The sequence below is a fragment of the Pantoea anthophila genome (assembly GCF_006494375.1).
GTDB classification, from domain to species: Bacteria; Pseudomonadota; Gammaproteobacteria; order Enterobacterales; family Enterobacteriaceae; genus Pantoea; species Pantoea anthophila.
Genome location: NZ_VHIZ01000058.1, coordinates 20,425 through 41,201 on the forward strand (window position 1 = coordinate 20,425; position 20,777 = coordinate 41,201).

Consider the following 20,777-nt stretch of genomic DNA (forward strand, 5'->3'; position numbering starts at 1 on the left):
CACACCTCCGAGCGGGAGAAACATTTTATGTATCACCTTCGTGTGCCTCAGACAGCGGAAGAGCTGGATATCTACTATCAGTTCCGCTGGGAAATGTTACGTAAACCGCTGCGTCAGCCGCAGGGGTCTGAACGTGACGCCTGGGATGCCTTAGCGCATCATCAGATGGTGGTGGACGAGCAGGGAAATCCGGTCGCCATCGGTCGTCTCTACATTAATGCCGACAACGAGGCCGCTATCCGCTTCATGGCCGTTCATCCCTCCGTGCAGGGCAAAGGGCTGGGAACGCTGGTGGCAATGACGCTGGAGTCAGTGGCGCGTCAGGAAGGTGCCAAGCGGGTGACCTGCAGTGCCCGGGAAGATGCTGTCGCTTTCTTCGCGAAACTCGGCTACGTCAATCAGGGCGAGATAACCGCGCCGCAGACCACGCCGGTTCGTCACTTTCTGATGATTAAGCCGGTCATTACGCTGGATGACATTCTGCACCGCGCCGACTGGTGCGGGCAGCTGCAACAGGCCTGGTACGATCACATCCCGCTCAGCGAGAAGATGGGGGTCCGCATTCTGCAGTTTACCGGGCAGAAATTTATTACCACCATGCCCGAGGCGGGCAACCAGAATCCGCACCATACCCTGTTCGCCGGCAGCCTCTTTTCGCTGGCAACACTGACCGGCTGGGGATTGATCTGGTTGCTGCTGCGCGAGCGTCATCTCGGTGGAACGATTATTCTGGCAGATGCCCACATTCGCTATAGCCATCCCATCAGCGGGCGGCCCGGCGCGATTGCCGATCTGGGCTCATTAAGCGGCGATCTGGATCGTCTGGCGCGTGGCCGTAAAGCGCGCGTGCAGCTTGAAGTGGAGCTGTTCGGCGATGATGAGTGTGGCGCAGTGTTTGAAGGCGTTTATATCGTGCTACCCGCCGATCCCGACGGACCGCTGGAAGAGGGCGGTTCCGGCGCACGTATCAATTAATCAGCAGGGCCGCACCCGCGGCCCTGCTGCGATTATCGGACCTCACCGGCCTGCATGGTCTGCTGCAGCTGCTGACTGTCGGTTGTCACCGACAGCGTGCCATTTACCGTCGGACGCAGTGGCTGATCAGCGCGTAACGCACCGCTGAGTTGCAGCTGCATATTGCTGTCTCCCGTTAGCGGCAACGCGGGCCATCCCCAGTTCTGCAATACGTTCACCGGCACCGCACGGCCGGTCAGCTGCAGCGTCAGCGGACGGGCGGATTGCTGGCCCACGGTGGCCGTTCCTTCGAGCAGTCCCTTGTTACTGAACGCGCTCAGCTCCGTTACCTGAATCTGCTCCGCGTCAGCACTCAGCGCAATGGATGGGTGACGCAGATCGGTACGGTTAAAGGTGGACTCCGCCGCATTCAGGCTCAGCTTACCCGACCAGATCCCCCACTGATGCTGCTGCGCCAGTCGCAGATTCTCACCCGTGCCATCCAGTGATGTCAGCTGGAAAGGAAAGGCCGGATTGATATCGATAATCAGGTTCCGGTTCGACATAAAACGCGTTACCTCTACACTCTCCAGCCACGCGGGCAGGGTTGCCTGCCAGCGGTCGCGCCAGTCCTGCGGCAGGGTATATTCCAGCCCGGCAACGGCCAGATTTTTCAGGGTCAGGCGTTTATCGCTGCGCGACCAGTCACCGTCAGCCCGAATCACACCGTTCGCCCAGCGTGAACTGAACTGCGTCAGTGCGATGCCCTGCGGAGAAAAATCCAGGTTAACGATAGGGTCGTTAAGCTCGAAACCCCCGTTGATAAAATTGCTGGCATTCAGCGCCAGTGAACCATCATTACTCTGCCAGTCGTCTCCCTGCCAGTTAACGTTTCTCAGCGTCAGGTCGAGGTCGGTTACCGCCCAGTCCGGTCCCTGCAGACGGGCATCGGTCAGATCGAGTCGCGTAATCGCGATGGAGGGAACCACCTGCAGGCTGTGCAGGAAATCTTTCAGACTGCTTGCGGTCTGCAGACGGATATCGTTCAGTCGCAGCTGGTTGATTTTCCAGTTGCCCTGGGCATCCCGTTCACCGTTACCGGTCATGGAGCCGCGCGCCAGATCGGCACCGATGTTGTCAAAGCGCATCCGGCCCTGGGAAACACTTCCCTGAATCAGTACGTTCTCGCCCGCCACATTGTTCAGCGTCATGCTGCCAGCGCTCATCTGGAAGCGGGCATCGCGGCCCAGCATATCGCGGGCGGTCGGTTTCCACGGCAGAATGCCGCCATTCACCTGCTGAGCAAACAGCGGTAACGCGCTGCCGGGGCTGTCGAGACGCATGTTATTGAGTTGCAGGCGGTCAGCCTGAATCGGAAGCGCGCTGTCTGGCGTCAGGTTAGCCAGGTTCACTTCCCCGTCGCGCAGCTCAAGGCTGCTGAAATGCAGCGGATCGCTGAACTGAATCAGGGCCAGACCGAGATCGACCCGCTTTGCTACGAGTACTGCAGGCTGCCCATCGTGACCAAAGCTGAAATCATCCAGAATGATGTGAGAGGGCGAGGAGAAATTGTGTTCAATTTTACTCAGGGAGAGATGCCATTCGGTTTTGTCGCTCACCCACCGGCTAAACCAGCCTGCACCCCACTGTGTCTGCAGCAGCACATAGATCACCACCAGGGTGAAAAGCAGCAGTAACAGTATGGTGAGGAAAAACTTTCCAAGAAATTTCATCGCATCCTTCCCGCGTTCAATCCGGTGAGAGGTTGTTATGCCTGAATTACCGTTACAGCTCAACAGCCTGGATGTAAATACGAAGAAATAGCAGGCAGGCCGAAGCCTGCCCGTGGCCTTACTTCTCTGGCGGGAAAATCAGGTTGAGCAGGATAGCGGTAATACCGCCCGCGGCAATGCCGGAAGAGAGCAGGGTTTTCAGCCAGTCAGGGGCAAACTGCAGGATCAGTGGCTGCTGGGAAACACCCAGGCCCACGGCCAGCGACAGCGCAATAATCATGATGGCGCGGCGGTTGAGCGGCTCGCGTGACACGATGCGAACGCCCGACGCAGCAATGGTGCCGAACATCACAATGGTGGCACCGCCAAGCACCGGCTCAGGGATCAGCTGCACCAGACCACTGACCGCCGGGAACAGCCCCAGCACAATCAGCATCAGCGCCACCACAAAGCCCACGTAGCGGCTGGCCACGCCGGTTAACTGAATCACCCCGTTATTCTGACCGAAGCAGGAGTTAGGGAAGGTGTTAAACAGCGCAGAGACAAAGGAGTTCAGGCCATTCGCCAGCACGCCGCCCTTCAGGCGTTTCATATAGAGAGGGCCGCTCACCGGCTGCTCTGATACATCCGAGGTGGCCGTGATGTCGCCGATGGTCTCCAGTGAGGTCACCATAAACACCAGCATCAGCGGGATGAGCAGGTTCCAGTCGAAGCCCAGTCCGTAATAGAGCGGGCTGGGCACCCTGATCAGCGGCTGATCGGCCGGGAGACCTGAGGCAGGCAGCATGCCCATGGCCCAGGCCAGCAGATAGCCGACCGCCATCGCAATCACCAGGGAGGCGACACGCAGGTAAGGGTTTTTCTGCCGGTTAAGCAGCACGATCACCAGCAGCACCGCGCCGGCCAGCATCAGGTTTTTCGGCGCGCCAAAGGTGTGATCGTTAATCGCACCGAATCCCCCGCCGATAGAGGTGAGTCCCACCTGAATCAGCGACAGGCCGATAATCATGACCACGATACCGGACACCAGCGGGGTAATGATCCGGCGTGCCAGGTGCAGGACGCGGGACAGCACCATCTCAGTACAGGAGGCCACCATCAGCGTACCAAACAGGGCCGCCATCATGGTGGGAACATCCGCACCGCCGTTTTTTAGCGCCATCCCCCCCATGATTAAGGGGGTGACGAAGTTGAAGCTGGTTCCCTGAATCGACAGCAGGCCCGAACCGACCGGCCCCCAGGTTTTGATCTGCAGCAGTGATGCCACGCCCGAGGCAAACAGCGACATGCTGATGATGTGCCGGGTGTCTTCTGCGGGCAGGCCCAGTGCCTGACAGATCAGTATCGCGGGCGTGATGACGGCAACAAACATGGCCAGCAGATGCTGAGCGGCAGCAAACAGCGTCTGCGGAAGGGGAGGACGATCGTCGAGGCGGTAAATCAGTTCGCTTTGCAGAGCGGAGGGCTGGTCTGGCTGCGGATTGGTGGACATCTTCTGCTCTTCCCGAAAAAGTGTGTGGCGATTGTAATCATCCGCAGGCTAAAAGCAATCGTTTGCCCGGCTGAGGTGAAAAGTGGGTGCGGGCAGGGGCGTGACTCAGACGTTGGTATAACGGGTATTTTCAGGCAGCCAGCGTTCAATCAGGGCGCTGGCCTGTTCGGGATAGTGCTGATGGATGTGACGCGCGACACGCTGAACTTCGGGCACCATCGCCTGATCGCGCAGCAGGTCGGCCACTTTAAACTCGGCGTTACCGGTCTGGCGGGTGCCCAGCAGCTCACCTGGCCCGCGTATCTCCAGATCGAACTGGGCAATGACGAAGCCATCGTTGCTGTCTCGCAGCACCTGCAAACGCTTCTGCGCCGTCTTGCTGAGCGGCGCTTTGTAGAGCAGCACACAGTGTGAGGCTACCGCACCGCGACCGACCCGGCCCCGCAGCTGATGCAGCTGTGCCAGGCCTAACCGTTCCGGATTCTCAATAATCATCAGGCTGGCGTTAGGCACGTCTACCCCGACTTCAATCACCGTGGTCGCCACCAGCAGTTGCAGCTCGTTTGCTTTAAACGCCTGCATCACCGCCTGTTTCTCGGCGGGTTTCATCCGGCCATGCACCAGGCCTATATTCAACGCAGGCAGCGCCGTTTTAAGGGCTTCCCAGCTCGCCTCTGCCGCCTGCGCCTCCAGTAATTCTGACTCTTCAATCAGGGTGCAGACCCAGTAGGCCTGACGCCCTTCACGGCAGGCATGTTCCACCCGTGCGACGATCTCATCCCGTCGGGAGTCGGGAATGGCCACGGTGGTCACCGGTGTGCGTCCCGGCGGCAGCTCGTCGATGGTTGAGGTATCCAGATCGGCATAGGCGGTCATCGCCAGGGTGCGCGGGATGGGGGTGGCGGTCATGATCAGCTGATGCGGATGGAAACCCTGCTCCTCACCTTTTTCCCACAGCGCGAGGCGCTGGTGGACGCCGAACCGATGCTGTTCATCAATGATGACCAGCGCCAGTCCCTTAAACTGCACCTGTTCCTGAAACAGAGCATGGGTGCCGACGACCATCGCCACCTGACCGCTGGCGATCGCTTCCTGCTGCGCCTGACGCGCTTTGCCTTTCTGTTTCCCCGCCAGCCAGCCGACTTCAATTCCCAGCGGTGCAAACCACTGACGAAAGTTACTGGCGTGCTGTTCAGCCAGCAGTTCGGTCGGCGCCATCAGCGCCACCTGTTTACCGTGGGCGATCACGTTCAGCGCAGCGAGCGCAGCCACCAGCGTCTTGCCTGAGCCAACATCACCCTGCACCAGTCGCATCATCGGAAAGTCATTCGCCAGATCGTTTTCTATCTCCGCCACCACGCGTTTCTGCGCCTGGGTGGGCGAGAAGGGCAGCGCGGCCAGCAGCTGGTCACTCAGGTTATGGCGCGGCGGCATGGGTAACGCGTAATAGCGCTGCGCACCGGCGCGCACCGCCAGCATACTCAGGTTGTGCGCCAGAAGCTCTTCCAGAATCAGGCGGCGCTGGGCCGGATGGCGGCCACTCTCCAGTTCGCTGAGCCGGAGGTCGGGCGGTGGGCGATGCAGCGTGCGTAAGGCATCGGGCAGGCTGATCAGACCGCCGCTCAGCTCCTGCGGCAGCAGTTCGGCTATCGGGCAGCTCTCCAGCAGTGTCAGCGCCTGATCGGTCAGATTACGCAGCGTGGCCTGGCGGATACCTTCGGTGGTGGGATAAACCGGCGTTAAGGTCTCTTCCAGCGTTACACTGCTCTGTTCGCCCTGGATGCGGTATTCAGGATGGATAATCTCAGCACCACGCTGGCCGCGCTTGATTTCACCATAGGCGGTAACGTGACGACCCGGCGACAGGTTGTTCTTCATACCGGCATTGAAATTGAAGAAGCGCATGGTCAGCACGCCGCTGCCATCGCTGATCTGGCAGACCATCATCCGGCGACGACCAAAGGTGATATCTGTGTGCAGTACTTCGCCTTCTACGGTGGCCCAGATGCCAGGCAGCAGATCGTTAATGGCATAGAGCTGAGTGCGGTCTTCGTAGCGCAGCGGGAGATGAAGCAGCAGATCCTGAATGGTGTGCAGGCCTATTCTGGCCAGCTTTGCTGCCTGGCTGGCACCGACGCCGGTCAGGGTACTGAGCGGGATGGCATCCAGCAGACGGCCTTTCATCGTCTTTTACCGGTCGATTGCATCGTCGCCCACCAGCTGGGATCGGCGTCGACTTCACCCTGAGCGTTGATGCGCGGATAGGGCAACCCTTTCTGTCTGGCGACGCGTGCCAGCACCGGGAATCCGCCTTCGAACAGCAGGCGCTGCTGTTCCTCTTCGTCCAGCAGGCTGTAGTCGCGCAGATAGAGCCCCGCATTCTGCCGCTGTCGCTGTGCTTCGTACAGGATCAGCGCGCAGGCGACCGAGACATTCAGCGACTGAACCATCCCCACCATCGGAATAACAATCTGCCGATCGGCCAGCGCCAGTGCTTCTTCGGTAATCCCGGTTTTTTCCTGTCCCATCAGGATGCAGGTCGGCAGGGTGTAATCGATCTCGCGGAAATCAACGGCATCCGCAGAGAGATGGGTCGCTAAAACCTGCATCTTCTGCTGTTTAAGCTGTTTTACGGCATCGCCGATGGTGGGATGGGTGACCACTTTCACCCAGCTGTTGCTGCCGGCAGAGGCAGAAGCCTGCGTGCGCATCCGCTGGCTGGGCCAGACCGCATGCACTTCGTGGATGCCCACGGCGTCGGCCGTGCGGATCACTGCGGAAACATTGTGCGGCTTATGCACCTGCTCCATACAGACCGTGAGATCGTGCTGGCGCAGTGCCAGCATCGCCTGAATCCGGGCAAAACGTTGATCGTTCATGCACTAATTACGGTTACGGTGGACTTTAATCACATCCGGCATCACGCGGATTTTCCGCATGATGTTGGCCAGATGGACGCGGTCACGGGCGGTCAGGCGGATAAAGGCGCTGTAAACGCGGCCATCGCGCTCTTCGGTATTCAGGCTCTGAATATTCGAGCCGGCGGTATTAATCGCCGCCGTCAGGTTAGCCAGCGCGCCCTGATGGTTAAACATGTCGACCTTGATCTCCGCCACGAACTCCTGCTCAGTGACTTTGTCCCACTCGACCGGCATGAATTTTTCGGGCTCTTTCTGATAGCCGCGAATATTCCGGCAGGATTCGTGATGCACCACCAGCCCTTTTCCGGGGCTGACGTGGGCCACAATCGGGTCACCAGGAATAGGGCGGCAGCATTTGGCGAAGGTAATCAATACGCCATCAGCGCCCTTGATCGGCAGCTTACCGCGTTTGCTGTTGCTGATCGTCTTGTTGTCAGCCTGCAGCAGGTTCTTCGCCACCACCACGCTCATTGCGTTGCCCAGACCGATCTCGGCCAGCAGATCGTCGAGCGAAGTCAGCTTCATGCGATCCAGCTCCTGGCGGATATTCTCAGCCGGGATTTCAGCCAGTTTACGGCTGCCGCCCAGCGCATGGCTGAGCAGGCGGCGACCCAGATTGACCGAGTCTTCGCGCTTAAGGTTTTTCAGCAGCTGACGGATTTTGGCACGGGCTTTGGAGCTGACGACGAAGTTAAGCCAGGCTGCGTTAGGCCGGGCGCCTGGGGCGGTAATGATCTCAATCGTCTGCCCGCTGGTCAGCGGCTGCGACAGCGGATAAGGCTGGCGATCGACGCGCGCGCCGACGCAGGCATGACCAATATCGGTGTGAACCGCATAGGCGAAGTCCACCGGTGTCGCGCCGGTGGGCAGTTCCACAATGCGGCCTTCAGGCGTAAAGACGTAGATCTCGTCAGGAAAGAGATCGGACTTCACGCTCTCAATAAATTCAAATGAGCTGCCCGCACTCTGTTGCAGCTCCAGCAGGCTTTGCAGCCAGCGCTGGGCGCGAATCTGTGCGGTGGTGCCACTTTCGCCCGCCTGTTTGTAGGCCCAGTGCGCAGCGACCCCCATCTCCGCCATCTGATCCATATCCTCGGTGCGAATCTGCACTTCAACCGGCACGCCGTGCGGGCCAATCATGGAGGTATGGAGCGACTGATAGCCGTTAGCTTTGGGAATGGCGATGTAATCTTTCACGCGACCCGGACGCGGCTTATAGAGGCTGTGCATCTGGCCCAGAACGCGATAGCAGGTATCCAGGTCTTTCACGATGACGCGAAAGGCGTAGATATCCATAATCGAGTGAAAACGCTGCTCTTTCAGCGTCATTTTGCGGTAGATCGAGTAAAGATGCTTTTCACGACCGCTGACGCGGCAGGGGATGCCCGCTTCCTGCAAACGGCCATCGATCTCAGAAAGAATCTTCTGGATCATCTCTTTACGGTTACCGCGCGCGGCTTTCACCACCTCTTTAATTACCCGATAGCGGTTCGGATAGAGGGCCTCAAAACCGAGCTCTTCCAGCTCCGTTTTCAGATGGTGAATACCCAGGCGGTGCGCCAGCGGACTGTAAATCTCTAACGTCTCCAGCGCGATGCGGCGACGTTTGTCCGGGCGTAATGACCCCAGGGTGCGCATATTGTGGGTGCGGTCAGCCAGCTTGATGAGAATGACGCGGATATCCTGCACCATCGCCATAATCATCTTGCGGAAGTTCTCTGCCTGCGCCTCTTTCTTGTCGCGGAATTTCAGCTTATCCAGCTTGGAAACGCCTTCGACCAGTTCCGCCACGCTTTTACCGAACAGCTGTTCCATGTCCTGGTAAGTGGCAGGCGTATCTTCGATGACGTCATGCAGCAGCGCGGCCATGAGGGTCTCATGGTCGAGCTTCATTTCCGCCAGAATACAGGCCACGGCAACCGGATGGGTGATATAAGGCTCACCGCTGGAGCGTGTCTGTCCCTCGTGGGCATCACGTGCGACAAGGTAGGCTTGCTGGAGGCGCTTGATCTGCTCCTCTGGCAAGTATTTTTCAATCAGTTGATTGAGGCTCTCAAACAGATACAAGGGCGACCTGCAGGTGGCTGTTAACGACGACCTTCAGCGATAGCGGTAACGGCCTGTAACTCAGCGGCTTCCTGCTCTTGCTGTTCCTGACGATCACGCACATCTAAAATCTGATTGGTGACCAGACCTTCTTCGATTTCGCGCAGAGCGATAACGGTAGGTTTGTCGTTCTCTTCCGGAACCAGCGGATCTTTACCGCCAACCTGCATCTGACGTGCACGACGTGCAGCGACCAACACCAGGTCAAAACGATTACCAACTTTTTCTACTGCGTCCTGAACGGTTACGCGTGCCATAGGTGTGCTACTCCACAGATGAAGAAATGACTGCGCATCATACTGAAACTGTATTCAGACTGCCAACAGTTTGCTGATTAAAGCATCGTGACGCGCCTTCTGACGTGCCATGCGCAGACGTTCTGCGCGAATGATGGTTTTCAGATCGGACAGCGCCAGATCGAAATCGTCATTCACAATTAAATAGTCATATTCGGCGTAGTGGCTCATTTCCGCGACGGCCTGCGCCATGCGGCGCGTGATGACCTCTTCGCTGTCCTGGCCACGACCGCGCAGACGGCGATCGAGCTCTTCTTTCGACGGCGGCAAAACGAAGATGCTGCGTGCGCCGGGCATTTTTGCGCGAATCTGCTGCGCGCCCTGCCAGTCGATATCGAGAAAAACATCTACGCCGGTCGCCAGCACCTGCTCAATTGCCTGACGTGAGGTGCCGTAGTAATTGTCGAAAACTTTGGCGTGTTCGAGAAAAGCTTCTTCCTCAATCATCCGCTCAAATTCATGTTTTTCAACAAAGAAGTAGTGTTCGCCATGGGTTTCACCCGGACGCATACCGCGCGTCGTGTGCGAAACAGAGACCTGCGTGTCATACAACGGCTGGGTCTTTAACAGTGCCTGAATCAGGCTGGATTTACCTGCACCGCTGGGAGCAGAAACAATATAGAGCGTGCCTTGAGCCATGGTTTTCTTGAATTGATTAAAAGCGGAGTCGATTTCCTGCACAGTATACACAGCTTCCGGTTGCCACGCAGCGTTTGCGCAGCGGCAATAACCAGTTTTTGCGCATTCTGACGCAATGACCTGTCGTGCCGCTGCAATAGCGGGCAGATGACGACAGCCTCTCTTCCATCATTGTACATCGCCGCTGGCTGCTGCTGATGGCCTGAGGTTGAATGCCACAAAACCTCAGGAGAGAGAAGATGAAAGGAGTTGGCTGGAGGCTGTTTGGTGTGGCGCTGGGATTCGTCCTCTGTCCGGCGCACAGCGCCCTGTGTCCGGTCTGGACCCCCATCCGGGCGGAGAAAGAGATCGCTCGCCTGCAGCAGCAGCTGCAACACTGGGACGAGGCCTACTATCAGCAGGGGCAGAGCCCGGTGGCGGACAGCGATTACGATGCGCTGCAGCAGCGCCTGAATCACTGGCAGCACTGCTTCAGTCCTTCGCAGCCTGCCTATACACCGCAACTGCCACGCAAGGGAGAACATCTGCATCCGGTTGCGCATACCGGCGTGAAAAAGCTGCGGGACAAGCTGGCTCTGGCCTACTGGATGCAGGGACGGCACGATCTCTGGGTACAGCCGAAAGTCGATGGCATTGCTGTTTCGCTGGTTTATCGCCAGGGCCGGCTGGTTTCCCTGTTGAGTCGCGGCGATGGCTTACGCGGTGAAGAGTGGCTGAGTAAAGCCGCTGAGATTCCGGCGATCCCACAGCATATCGACACCCGCCTTGACGAGGTGGTGCTGCAGGGTGAGCTCTTCCTGTCGATGACCGGTCATCAGCAGGCAACGGATGGCGGCAGGAATGCGCGCGCGCAGGTGGCGGGTGCCATGATAAGCAAAACGCGGGCTCCGCTGCGGCAGTCGCTCGATATCTTTATCTGGGCCTGGCCCGATGGTCCCGCCGCAATGACGGAACGCCTGCAGCAACTCAGCCGCTGGGGCCTGGGTGTGGCGGAAAAATGGAGTCACCGGGTAAACGACGAAGAGGATGTCGCCGCCTGGCGAACGCGCTGGTTCCATGCTGCGCTGCCTTTTGTGACTGACGGTGTGGTGGTACATCAGGCCCGGCGACCTGCGGGTAAAAACTGGCTGCCGGGCGAGGGGAGCTGGGCCGTTGCCTGGAAATATGATCCTCCTGAAGTGAGCGCGGAAGTGCTCTCGGTCGATTTCCCCATCGGCCGGACCGGTAAAATCGCGGCGGTTCTCAATCTGCAGCCGGTTCAGCTGGATGATAAGACCGTCAGACGGGTCAGCATCGGATCGCTGCGTCGCTGGCAGGAGATGGACATCGTTGCAGGCGATCTGATTACGCTGAGCCTGGCGGGCCAGGGTATTCCCCGGCTGGAGCGGGTGATCTGGCGCGTGGCAGAAAGGCACTATCCTCAGCCTCCCGATGCGGCGCGCTACACGCCGCTGAGCTGTTTCACCTTCAGTGCTGCATGTCAGAAACAGCTGCTGGCAAAATTACGCTGGCTCAGCCAGAAAACGGTGCTGAATATTCCGGGCGTAGAGCGCAGCACCTGGCTGCGCTTACTGGAAAGCGGCGCAATGACGCACCTCTTTGGCTGGCTGACGTTAACACCGGAACAGATCGCCGCCGCAACAGGCCTCTCTCCGGAACGGGCAAAGGCAATCTGGCACCGCTTTAATCTCACCCGCCAGCAGCCGCTTCGCCGCTGGGTGGCGGCGTCCGGCGTTTCACTGCCACGCAAGGCGCTGAACACGCTGCCCGACAGGCAGTGGGAAAGCTTAACGCAGCGGGATGTGATGGCCTGGCAGACCCTGCCGGGTGTGGGCGCAGCACTGGCCCGGCGCCTCGTTGCGCAGTTTCATGATGCCCGGCTGCAGGCCGTAATCGCATTCCTGCAGCAGCAGAACATCCCCGTTTCCTCAATGCTCGGGATGGGGATAGTTGAAAATGGGCAAACCGAGACGGAAGCGCAGCGCCAGTAAGCGCGCAAAGAATCCGAACAGCAGAGTAATGATGATGACGGCTTCATGCGCCAGGGTTGTTTTCAGCAGCAGGATATACATCCAGCCCGAGGCGAAGGCGATACCGGCGTAGAGCTCTTTCTGAAACACCAGCGGAATGCGATTGCAGAACATGTCGCGCAATACGCCGCCGAAGACACCGGTAATCACCGCGCTGATGGCGGCAATAATCATGGCATGTCCGGAATCCAGAGCAACCTGTGCGCCAATGATGGAGAAGACCACCAGGCCCAGCGCATCCAGCACCAGAAACACTTTGCGCAGGTGCGTCATCAGGGGAGCCACGAATGTCGTCACCACCGCTGCTGCCGCAACGATCATGATGTATTCAGGGTGCTTTATCCAGCCCAGCGGATAGTGACCGAGCAGAATATCGCGCACTGACCCGCCGCCTATGGCGGTCACCGAGGCGATAATAATGACGCCGAACAGATCCATTTTGCGGCGACCGGCCGCCAGCGCGCCGGTCATGGCTTCGGCGGTAATACCAATGATGTAGAGAACAGTCAGTAACATAGCAGGCTCCAGTGAGACGGCGACAAGGCTACGGCATTACCTTAGCGCCAGCGACTGAGATTTTCTGGCGAGCGGCGTCCGGGATGAGCGCAGTTTATACCAGCCAGCGATGGCGTCAGCATATAAAGGCTCTCTGACGAGCGGACTGAGCTGAACGCATGAGAAAAACTGAGATGAAGGCGCAGAGATCCGGGGCATGTTTCTGTCCGGATTGCGCTTACGCAGAACGGGGGACGTCGTGACCGCAAAGGCTTTTTCGCTACCCGGCGGAGATTCATCCGGACAGGAAGGAATAAGCAGAGGTGAGGATAGAGGAAATAACCGGTCACAGGGAAAAGATATCCGGCGCAATAAAAAAGAAAGGCGTGCTGGTTAACAGCACGCCAACGCATCGTTTCGGATGCTCAGAGCCCACCTTACAGACTTATTATATTATTTGTTTCTTGCACGAATTTTAGCAAAGGCATTCAGGCTAAAACGATATTCTGGCTGGAACCATGAACGACCGTAGTAGCAGTAAATCAGCATGCGAATAGACGCCATCGCCAGATAACCCCAGATTGCACATAATACGGAAGGTGTCAGCCAGACGGTAAATAAGGTCACGCCCAGTCCGGCCAGTACTGACGATGTTTCCGCAAAGGCGATACGGGTGTACTGTTTTTCGCGCTGTAATATCGCACGATAATGCTGGCCCTGTGGAATAATAATAAAGACCACTGAGACCATCTGCAGCATTAATGCCAGCTCGGGCTGATCAAACAGGTTACTGAGCAGATGGCTGCCAGAAAAGAGCAGGCTAAATATTGCCACACCCACCAGGACATTTCCCCAGTAAAGGATGGACAGATCATTGATCGAGAGCATGCAGCGGCGGATCAGTGAGTTTGAGAAGCCACGATCGGCCAGCGTATCGATAGCCAGCAGAGCAATCACGGCGATCGCCAGCAGGTTCAGTTCGTTTGCCTGCAGAATCTGCGCCAGCAACGAAAGCTGCAGAACGCCGATGCCAATAATTTTAATGGAAGAGAGCAGAGACCATTTTGCGCTATTAAGACTGCTTTCGCGTATTGCCATAATATACTCGTTAGAGTCCGGCGACTCTGTGAGAATGTTGTCTTTGTGCAACGGCAAGAGATGATTGCTGTGACACCGTTAATGAGTGCAATTCTTTCTGAGCGGAGTCCTGGAGAAATTTATCAGGCTTGCCCTGTTATTATGTGCTGCTTTAAATAATCCTGGAAAGTATCCCTGGTAAAGTCCCTGTTTCGTGTCATGGCGGAATTCCCTGCTATCACAAAGAATTCCGCCAGATCACGAATAAATCCTGTTGTTGTTTTATATTCTCCTGCCAGCATCCTTGCGGCAAACTCAACGCTTTCATTTAACGATGCGCTGAGCGCTCCATGACTTTTTACTGCTTTATCATTATGGGTATTGCTGTGTGTGAAATGATTTATACATTGTTTTATTTAATTTAACACCATAAGAAAATTCTGATAACGGGGCCACAGAAATAAATGGTTTCACTTTGTGCATGATAAATATTAAATCTTCAGCGGTGGCATAATAAACGCCGATTAAGGATTAATGTGTGCAGGAAACAATCAAAACATGCAGGAGACAATAAAAGCCCTGAAATCCCGGGGAATCCCTGCTTCTGACAGGGTTTTCCCAGGAATTTTCCTGGAAGGGAAGCTTAAGCAGGGTTGTTACTAATGGTGAAGGCGCGGTCACCAATCAGATAAGTGCTTTATGCTTTATCCGCGCAAATTTTTCTGTTTTTTTCATTACCGGCCAGCCATAACTACAGCAAGAAATCGCGCTAAGTTATTGATTTACTGAGTCAGCAAATGATTGAGTTTTTCCAGATCGTTGCTAACCCATTCAATATCCTGCTTAAATTTCTCATCAGAGGTAAATGGCTGGCGATAGACTGTCACCATCACTTCGGCGCCCTGTTCATTCGCTATCACGCGCATAGGCACGTAAATCTCTCTGCCAGAGCCGCTATCAATCCAGTGATCCATCACACCAAACGGATTATGGGGCGAGAAACGGAGCTTCACATTTCCCTGCGGGCCTTTAGCACGCCAGCGATTGCCATCAGGTTCTAACGCGCTGTGCGTCAGGCCGGAAGCCCACTTAGGAAAAAATTCGGGCTTCCAGATGGTTTCATAGAGATCTAACCAGTGGCGCGGAATCGTCAGGCTCAGCGTGCGCGAGGAGAGCATATAACCTCCGGGGGAGAAGCAAAAATGCATTAAAGCACGGCCACCGGTATGTTAAAACGTTGTAACGACAGAAGTGTGGTGCTGGCAGGGTTTCGTACAGGGCGCAGACAGCGTAAGGCGCTGTCTGCAACAGATTCAGATGAAGTTACCGCGCGCAGACACCGCCTGCTCTTCACTCTGGCCGGTGGCGTGACGCAGAACAAAGCCATCTGACTGGGCCATTACGGCGCAACTGTGATTGGGGAAAATGCGCAGCAGCGTGCCGACTTCAGGGCGATGATGCTGATAAAGCAGGAACCCATGTTCTTCCGATAGTTTCGTAACCTCATAGGTCTGACCTGCTTCATCCACGGCAATGCCAAAGCCGCTGGCATTGGTGCCGTGCGGCCCTTTATCCGAACTCAGCATTTTTGATCCTGCATCCACAATCACAAAGTGATCGTTCACCGCGACCACACGGGTAATCACGCTCATTGCCAGCTGATCGACGCAGCTTAAACCAAGACGGCAGGCTGTCAGGTCCAGCAGGGCATAATTGCCGGACCGGATTTCCCTGGTGCCGGGCGCAATATCTGCCGCCAGCGCGGTCGGGGTTGAGCCGACAGAAACAGGGCAGTCGTTAAACCCGGCAGCCTGCAACTTTAACTGCAGCCGCTGCATCAGGGCCATTTCCTGTCGGGCAATCTCAGCAATGGCCGTGGCATGACCGGCACCATAAGCGTGACCGGCATGCGACACCAGTCCGGCAAAACGTAACCCTTTATCCCGCAACGCCTGCGCTATCTCCACAGCTTCATCGCTCTCAGGATTGACGCCAATCCGGTGTAAACCGACATCAACTTTAATCGCCACCGCCAGTTCGCATTGCGGTTGCTGCTGCCAGGCCGCAGCTATCGCCTCCACACCCTGCAGTCTGTCCGCAATCAGTGTGACTTTCGCCTGGTACTGCACGGCGAGACGCAGTAATTCTGCCACGCTCTGTGGTTGCACCACCGGATAGGCTAACAGCAGATCGCGAATGCCACCCTGAATGAAGGTGATGCCTTCGCTGGGTTTAGAAACGGTGACGCCCTGTGCGCCGAGCGCAAGCTGCTGCTGAGCAATCCAGACGCTTTTATGCGTTTTGATATGAGGGCGAAGTGCAACGCCGGCCGCCTGTGCTTTTTGCTGCATCTGCTGCAGGTTCTGCTCCAGTCGCGCTGCATCCACTTCAATATAGGGGGTGAGACGGTCATCAATCAGCGGACGCTGCCACTGCTGTTTATCGTTGATATCCATATGAAGGTCCGGCCTTGAGGTAATAAGGGTGTTTATGATTGCTGAATTAACGATCTGATACCAGTCTGCCCACTCGCCGCGTGAGTCCGGACAGCAGGAATGGCAGGAACAGGTTAAGCAAAGCCCGACAGGGAACCGGAAGAAGGCGCGAACGCCAGACCGCAGGAAGGAGAAGCTGAAAAAATAAAGCAGGCGCGTGGCCTGCTTTATCCGTTAATTCAGACGTAGAGCGATGCTTCGCCCGGTGGCCGGGTTTTGAAGCGACGATGCAGCCAGAGATACTGCTCGGGCGCTCGCAGGATCTGATTCTCAATGACTTTATTCATATAAGCCGCTGCCGCTGCCTCATCCGTATGCGGGTAGTTTTCCAGCATCGGTTCAATGATCAGGTGGTAGCCATAATTATCGGGATTACGGATCAGCATAATCGGCACCATCGCGGGCTTCGCCAGACGCGACAGGACAAATGTCCCATTGGTGGTGGCGGCTTTTTCTACCGCAAACAGTGGCGCAAAGGTGCTGCCTTTAGGGCCGTAATCCTGGTCCGGTGCGAACCAGACTGATTCACCCTGTTTCAGTGCATGCACCATACCGCGCAGGTCGCGACGGTCGATCATCGCTTTGTTTGAGCGCATCCGACCCCGGGTCTGTACATACTCCATTGCCTGATTGTTATGCGGGCGATACATCGCCATCATCGGCTGGCAGAGACCGCTGATGCGACCGCCCAGTTCCAGCGACATAAAGTGCACGCCAATCAGCATCACACCACGCTTTTCGTTCTGCGCCGCATGAAGATTTGCCATCCCGGTGACATTAAACAGACGCCTTACGGCACGATCCGACCAGAACCAGGCTATACCGGTTTCTGCCAGTGCCATGCCCAGTGAGGCAAAATTGCCGGCGATCATCGCCTCTGTTTTTTCTTCACTGATGCCCGGAAAGCAGAGTTCAATATTCCGGCGGGTGATGCGCTCGCGGCGCTGCAGGAAATGACGGGAGATCTTGCCTGCACCGGCACCCAGACGCATAAGAAGAGGGTAGGGAAGCTGGACGATGAGCCACAGCACACTAAGACCAAACCAGGTAAACCAATAACGCGGATGCAGCAGCGAGCTGCTAAATTTTCCGGTGTTTTTCATTAAAACCTTCATGAGATAAATGGATGCATCGCATAAAGAACACTTCCATAAAGTCTCCAGGCGCTACAGCTGTACTGATTTCGACCAGCACTTTATCAAAAAGTGCCTTCAAAGAAAGGGAAACTACTGACTCCACAGGATTGACCAGTTTCATGGAACGAGCGCATTGAGGGTGTTCAGACGGGTTTTTTGTGAAAAAGTATTTTTAATTCAGTGTATTAGGAGGCATGCTTCTGAAAGGGAAAACGTGACAAACGACCGTTCAGGAACAGTCCGGAAATGATTATTTATCTATCTTTACGAAATCCCACGGCCATTAAGCACCATGCTCCTTCTGTATGCCACTACATCTCAGCCCACCCTGTACAAAAAGTGAGTAAGCTGCCATCGCTGACGCTTACTCACTTTCCATCGAATAGGGAACTATCCGAAATTATGAATCTGAATGGTGATTTATATAAGTAATCCATTAATTTCAATAAATTAAATTTATGGAGTGATTTATTTTTAAAATCTATGCCCATATAGCTACCCGTTAAGTTTTGTTTCCTGTAAGGGATCAGAGGCTAGAGGTACATACCTCTGCAAAGTGAATGCCGATATCACACTACCATTCATGGCTAGAAGTAAATTGTAGCTGAATTCAGATTTACGAAGAGTGATGGAAGCTGGAAAGTATCACCTTGATTCAATCCAATAGTTAACAAAGTCATTTTTCCCCGGAATTTGATAGCACATATATTATGCGCAAGTTTTAGCACCAGGGAACCATCCTAAGAAATGAAAAACCTGAAGTCTTTTAAAGGCCTGTCCAGTTTGTACAGGGCTTAAGTAATGAGTTACAATCAGACTATCGTAAGCCGAATGAATGACGCTCATTATGAACAAAATGCAAATCGAAGAAATGCTTGTAAAAGAGGGGTTTACACCAAGGGAAGTCTCTGTGATACGTCAGCATGCTGAGAAAGACGGTTATCCTTATCCCTGGCTACTTTCACAGTTAAAGAAAAGATTCATAGTTGCAATGATATTAATAGCAATCCTTCTCACAGGACTTATTTATACCATTCGCAGTGGTACACAAGAAAACCTTGTTTCGTATGTGATCACGCTTGTAGCAGGATTCGTTATTTTATATATATTTGTACCTTTGAAACCTGCATTTAAAGCTTACAGATTTATGAAGAAACACGGTCACTCTTTATAAGTATCAGATATTGACTTGATTGCTGATGCGTCATTATACATCTCAATAAATAGCTCTTTTCTACTCATCTCCTTAATACCACGAACATAGTCGGTATTAAGGAAATAGTAGAGACGCCATGCTTCCGGTTTCTGCACCAGACGTACAATGCCGTAGAGGGACAGAGCCAAATCCATAGAACTGTATGCCAGTTGCCCAACCTTCTGGTCAAACCCCATAAACTCAGCTGTAGCTACATAACCCTGTTTAAGTAATCCCACACTGTCAGTTTTGCCATATACAAGATTTTCAACAGATTCCTGAAAGCCATTGAGTCCATGCAGAACTAACATAACTCCAAAGGCAGTGCCTATGATTGTCCCGGACGCAAGGGAAGCTCCAACTACAGATACACCCGCTATGACTTGCAGACCGCTTAGCACTACCCCAACGCCATTGATTACATAGCCCCATATGTCTCCATTCTTAACTACTTGTACCGAAGCATGAACCACAGCCGTTCCCGCTTTGAGCATTCTGTCCTGAATAGTGAGGTACTCATTTTCTTTTTTGAGATTTTGAATGCACTGCTGGCATTGATCATCTGTAGAATTTGAACGGATAACCTGTATTTGAGCGTTAACGAAAGCTTTAACATCATCCTGGAACTGCAATCGATTAAAGCCGTCTTTCAGATAGAGGTGAGAAAGGTGGTTAGCATTGTCGAGCAGCTGATTAGCTTCAGCATGAGCCATAGTCAGAAAGTAATCCTTAAATCGGTCTGGTTTCCAGTAGTCCATGACTGCACCTTTATGTCATCATACTTATCATTAATTTTATTTAATCATATCCCCCTTCTCAGTGAAAGAAAAAGGACCAGCTATGAGTACGGATCTCTTCTTAAAAATCGATGGCATAACAGGCGAATCGCAGGATAGTAATCACAAAGGCTGGATTGCCATTGATTCATTTACATGGGGTGCGAGTCAGCCAGGGAATATGACGATTGGTGGTGGGGGAGGTGCTGGAAAAGTTCAGTATCGTGATCTTTCCGTTCAGGCGCTGATTGATAAAGCTACTCCAGCAATCATGCGCTATGTTTCCAACGGCAAGCATATTGGCAAGGTAGAGCTTTCAGTATGTAAGGCCGGAGGAAGCCAACTCGAGTACTGCCGCATTACGCTTGAAGATGTGCTTATCACTAACGTAATTTTCAATGGCACTACTAACCGGGACCTGATTGGCGTTTCATATCAGTTCCAGGCATCAAAGGTAAAAACACAATATTGGGAGCAATCAGCAAGCGGTGGCAAAGGTGCAGAAACCCAGTCAGGCTGGGACATTAAATCAAACAAAGAATTATGATGAAAAGACAGGCCTGAATGGCTTTAGTAACTGACTTATTGCCCAGCAAAAGCAGAAGATTCAGGTGAGCCCAATCATAATTTTTTAGAATAAACGCCCGTTTTTCAGGGCGTTATCAGATGTATTAGATGTTTAAGGAACTTACTCGATATTCTGAATCTAAATGTTAAAATAAATTTAATGCTTTGTTTATAAAGGGATTTGTCTATGTCTGAAAATATTTGGCACACCTTATGGTACAAAAAAACCACGATGAATGGTGTAGTGTGTGCGAACTTCCGCCAACTAAGGGCAAAGATGGTCTTTCACCCTTAGTTGAAGCAGTATATGGGATCACCGCCGCCGGTCATGAGACCGTGAAGCCATTCATCGTGGCATAGAAAAAGTATCCTATCAGTAGACGCTTAGCAATTCCTTTTTCTCTAAAAACATACGTAAATCGAAGTTATCCCATTGTACAAACCAGTATTCGCGAGCTAGTTCTTTCCAATACGTATCAATTTCTTTGTTTGACGGTTTACGGCCCAAGTGCAGCTTAACGACTTCTGAAGCTAATCCTTTCCTCTTTTTTAGTTCAATAAATGGGCAGTTTATTATATCCAACATAAGATAGAATTTTAATGAATCTATTTTAATGTCGGTAACATTCTCAAGAATTGACTTTACATGCTTAAACATTTTATCCTTTAAACTGTTGTAATGAGTGTCATTATCTGCATAATAAAAGAATGTTATTATCTCAAAATAACTGAAGTTTGTTCGTGTGTCCATGTTGTATATTGAGCTTAGAAAATCCCGCGTAAGCCTATAATCTTCCCCCAGCAATTTAAGAGCTATCAGTAGGTTAAGGTTTTCAAATGCTATTTTTTTTATTCTATTACCTTT

General features: G+C 54.0%; 19 protein-coding genes. 4 read left to right on the forward strand and 15 right to left on the reverse strand.

The annotated features are described in order from the left end of the window. Positions 1-27: 27 nt before the first annotated feature. The gene (fabY, locus tag FJW00_RS19935) at positions 28-975 is read left to right on the forward strand and encodes a fatty acid biosynthesis protein FabY (protein ID WP_009088141.1); all 948 of its coding nucleotides are present in this window, start codon (positions 28-30) and stop codon (positions 973-975) included. A 32-nt stretch (positions 976-1,007) separates the two neighbouring features. Here the strand turns inward: fabY and FJW00_RS19940 are convergent, their stop codons facing one another. The 7 genes from FJW00_RS19940 to gmk form a co-directional block, all read right to left on the reverse strand. Next, on the reverse strand, positions 1,008-2,687 hold the full coding sequence (locus tag FJW00_RS19940; RefSeq protein ID WP_140925490.1) for an AsmA family protein: 1,680 nt from the start codon (positions 2,685-2,687) through the stop codon (positions 1,008-1,010). 118 nt (positions 2,688-2,805) lie between these two features. After that, entirely contained in the window at positions 2,806-4,179 is a 1,374-nt protein-coding gene (locus FJW00_RS19945; RefSeq protein WP_058957386.1) for a uracil-xanthine permease family protein, read from the reverse strand. 105 nt (positions 4,180-4,284) lie between these two features. Next, the gene (gene recG, locus FJW00_RS19950; RefSeq protein WP_140029963.1) at positions 4,285-6,363 is read right to left on the reverse strand and encodes an ATP-dependent DNA helicase RecG; all 2,079 of its coding nucleotides are present in this window, start codon (positions 6,361-6,363) and stop codon (positions 4,285-4,287) included. Beyond that, the gene (trmH, locus tag FJW00_RS19955) at positions 6,360-7,058 is read right to left on the reverse strand and encodes a tRNA (guanosine(18)-2'-O)-methyltransferase TrmH (protein WP_009088135.1); all 699 of its coding nucleotides are present in this window, start codon (positions 7,056-7,058) and stop codon (positions 6,360-6,362) included. The genes recG and trmH overlap by 4 nt, the downstream gene beginning before the upstream one ends. Positions 7,059-7,061: 3 nt before the next feature. Then, entirely contained in the window at positions 7,062-9,167 is a 2,106-nt protein-coding gene (gene spoT / locus FJW00_RS19960) for a bifunctional GTP diphosphokinase/guanosine-3',5'-bis pyrophosphate 3'-pyrophosphohydrolase (RefSeq protein WP_009088134.1), read from the reverse strand. Positions 9,168-9,187: 20 nt separating this feature from the next. Next, the gene (gene rpoZ, locus FJW00_RS19965) at positions 9,188-9,463 is read right to left on the reverse strand and encodes a DNA-directed RNA polymerase subunit omega (RefSeq protein ID WP_003851346.1); all 276 of its coding nucleotides are present in this window, start codon (positions 9,461-9,463) and stop codon (positions 9,188-9,190) included. Between the two features lie 54 nt (positions 9,464-9,517). Then, positions 9,518-10,141 (reverse strand): guanylate kinase, encoded by a 624-nt coding sequence (gene gmk, locus FJW00_RS19970; protein ID WP_009088132.1) that lies wholly within the window; start codon positions 10,139-10,141, stop codon positions 9,518-9,520. Between the two features lie 239 nt (positions 10,142-10,380). Between gmk and ligB the strand changes: the two genes are divergently transcribed. After that, entirely contained in the window at positions 10,381-12,132 is a 1,752-nt protein-coding gene (ligB, locus tag FJW00_RS19975) for an NAD-dependent DNA ligase LigB (protein WP_140925491.1), read from the forward strand. Here the strand turns inward: ligB and FJW00_RS19980 are convergent. From FJW00_RS19980 to FJW00_RS22395, 6 genes are all read right to left on the reverse strand, one after another. After that, positions 12,070-12,687: a trimeric intracellular cation channel family protein gene (locus FJW00_RS19980; protein WP_140925492.1), complete on the reverse strand. Its 618-nt coding sequence runs from the start codon at positions 12,685-12,687 to the stop codon at positions 12,070-12,072. The genes ligB and FJW00_RS19980 overlap by 63 nt on opposite strands. A 432-nt stretch (positions 12,688-13,119) precedes the next feature. Continuing rightward, positions 13,120-13,764 carry an oligosaccharide flippase family protein gene (locus FJW00_RS19985; protein WP_140925493.1) on the reverse strand — a complete coding sequence of 215 codons (645 nt, stop codon included), beginning with the start codon at positions 13,762-13,764 and terminating at the stop codon, positions 13,120-13,122. Positions 13,765-14,525: 761 nt separating this feature from the next. Then, complete coding sequence (locus FJW00_RS19990) at positions 14,526-14,921, reverse strand: hypothetical protein (RefSeq protein WP_009088126.1); 396 nt, start codon at positions 14,919-14,921, stop codon at positions 14,526-14,528. A gap of 135 nt (positions 14,922-15,056) precedes the next feature. Next, a complete protein-coding gene (locus tag FJW00_RS19995; RefSeq protein WP_140925494.1) occupies positions 15,057-16,199 on the reverse strand; it encodes an alanine racemase in 1,143 nt (380 codons plus the stop codon). A 218-nt stretch (positions 16,200-16,417) separates the two neighbouring features. Next, the gene (gene lpxP / locus FJW00_RS20000; RefSeq protein ID WP_009088122.1) at positions 16,418-17,341 is read right to left on the reverse strand and encodes a kdo(2)-lipid IV(A) palmitoleoyltransferase; all 924 of its coding nucleotides are present in this window, start codon (positions 17,339-17,341) and stop codon (positions 16,418-16,420) included. After that, on the reverse strand, positions 17,319-17,495 hold the full coding sequence (locus tag FJW00_RS22395; RefSeq protein ID WP_158000249.1) for a hypothetical protein: 177 nt from the start codon (positions 17,493-17,495) through the stop codon (positions 17,319-17,321). Before FJW00_RS22395 ends, lpxP begins: the two co-directional genes overlap by 23 nt. A gap of 726 nt (positions 17,496-18,221) precedes the next feature. On the opposite strand from FJW00_RS22395, the gene FJW00_RS20005 reads away from it, so the two are divergent. Then, positions 18,222-18,548, forward strand: coding sequence for a hypothetical protein (locus FJW00_RS20005; protein ID WP_140925495.1), 327 nt, complete (start codon positions 18,222-18,224; stop codon positions 18,546-18,548). Here the strand turns inward: FJW00_RS20005 and FJW00_RS20010 are convergent. Beyond that, complete coding sequence (locus tag FJW00_RS20010) at positions 18,536-19,327, reverse strand: DUF4225 domain-containing protein (protein WP_140925496.1); 792 nt, start codon at positions 19,325-19,327, stop codon at positions 18,536-18,538. The two genes, FJW00_RS20005 and FJW00_RS20010, sit on opposite strands and share 13 nt — an antisense overlap. Positions 19,328-19,409: 82 nt before the next feature. Between FJW00_RS20010 and FJW00_RS20015 the strand changes: the two genes are divergently transcribed. Further along, positions 19,410-19,892: an Hcp family type VI secretion system effector gene (locus tag FJW00_RS20015; RefSeq protein WP_140925497.1), complete on the forward strand. Its 483-nt coding sequence runs from the start codon at positions 19,410-19,412 to the stop codon at positions 19,890-19,892. 393 nt (positions 19,893-20,285) lie between these two features. Here FJW00_RS20015 and FJW00_RS22400 read toward each other — a convergent pair. Beyond that, on the reverse strand, positions 20,286-20,777 hold a 492-nt coding region (locus FJW00_RS22400), incomplete at its 5' end, for a hypothetical protein (protein WP_181405396.1).

What these genes read in the sequence shown, in the direction of transcription:
- fabY (WP_009088141.1), top strand. Translation starts at nt 28, where the DNA reads ATGTATCACCTTCGTGTGCCTCAGACAGCGGAAGAGCTGGATATCTAC.
- FJW00_RS19940 (WP_140925490.1), bottom strand. Translation starts at nt 2,687, where the DNA reads ATGAAATTTCTTGGAAAGTTTTTCCTCACCATACTGTTACTGCTGCTT.
- FJW00_RS19945 (WP_058957386.1), bottom strand. Translation starts at nt 4,179, where the DNA reads ATGTCCACCAATCCGCAGCCAGACCAGCCCTCCGCTCTGCAAAGCGAA.
- recG (WP_140029963.1), bottom strand. Translation starts at nt 6,363, where the DNA reads ATGAAAGGCCGTCTGCTGGATGCCATCCCGCTCAGTACCCTGACCGGC.
- trmH (WP_009088135.1), bottom strand. Translation starts at nt 7,058, where the DNA reads ATGAACGATCAACGTTTTGCCCGGATTCAGGCGATGCTGGCACTGCGC.
- rpoZ (WP_003851346.1), bottom strand. Translation starts at nt 9,463, where the DNA reads ATGGCACGCGTAACCGTTCAGGACGCAGTAGAAAAAGTTGGTAATCGT.
- gmk (WP_009088132.1), bottom strand. Translation starts at nt 10,141, where the DNA reads ATGGCTCAAGGCACGCTCTATATTGTTTCTGCTCCCAGCGGTGCAGGT.
- ligB (WP_140925491.1), top strand. Translation starts at nt 10,381, where the DNA reads ATGAAAGGAGTTGGCTGGAGGCTGTTTGGTGTGGCGCTGGGATTCGTC.
- FJW00_RS19980 (WP_140925492.1), bottom strand. Translation starts at nt 12,687, where the DNA reads ATGTTACTGACTGTTCTCTACATCATTGGTATTACCGCCGAAGCCATG.
- FJW00_RS19985 (WP_140925493.1), bottom strand. Translation starts at nt 13,764, where the DNA reads ATGGCAATACGCGAAAGCAGTCTTAATAGCGCAAAATGGTCTCTGCTC.
- FJW00_RS19990 (WP_009088126.1), bottom strand. Translation starts at nt 14,921, where the DNA reads ATGCTCTCCTCGCGCACGCTGAGCCTGACGATTCCGCGCCACTGGTTA.
- FJW00_RS19995 (WP_140925494.1), bottom strand. Translation starts at nt 16,199, where the DNA reads ATGGATATCAACGATAAACAGCAGTGGCAGCGTCCGCTGATTGATGAC.
- lpxP (WP_009088122.1), bottom strand. Translation starts at nt 17,341, where the DNA reads ATGAAAAACACCGGAAAATTTAGCAGCTCGCTGCTGCATCCGCGTTAT.
- FJW00_RS22395 (WP_158000249.1), bottom strand. Translation starts at nt 17,495, where the DNA reads ATGAAACTGGTCAATCCTGTGGAGTCAGTAGTTTCCCTTTCTTTGAAG.
- FJW00_RS20005 (WP_140925495.1), top strand. Translation starts at nt 18,222, where the DNA reads ATGAACAAAATGCAAATCGAAGAAATGCTTGTAAAAGAGGGGTTTACA.
- FJW00_RS20010 (WP_140925496.1), bottom strand. Translation starts at nt 19,327, where the DNA reads ATGGACTACTGGAAACCAGACCGATTTAAGGATTACTTTCTGACTATG.
- FJW00_RS20015 (WP_140925497.1), top strand. Translation starts at nt 19,410, where the DNA reads ATGAGTACGGATCTCTTCTTAAAAATCGATGGCATAACAGGCGAATCG.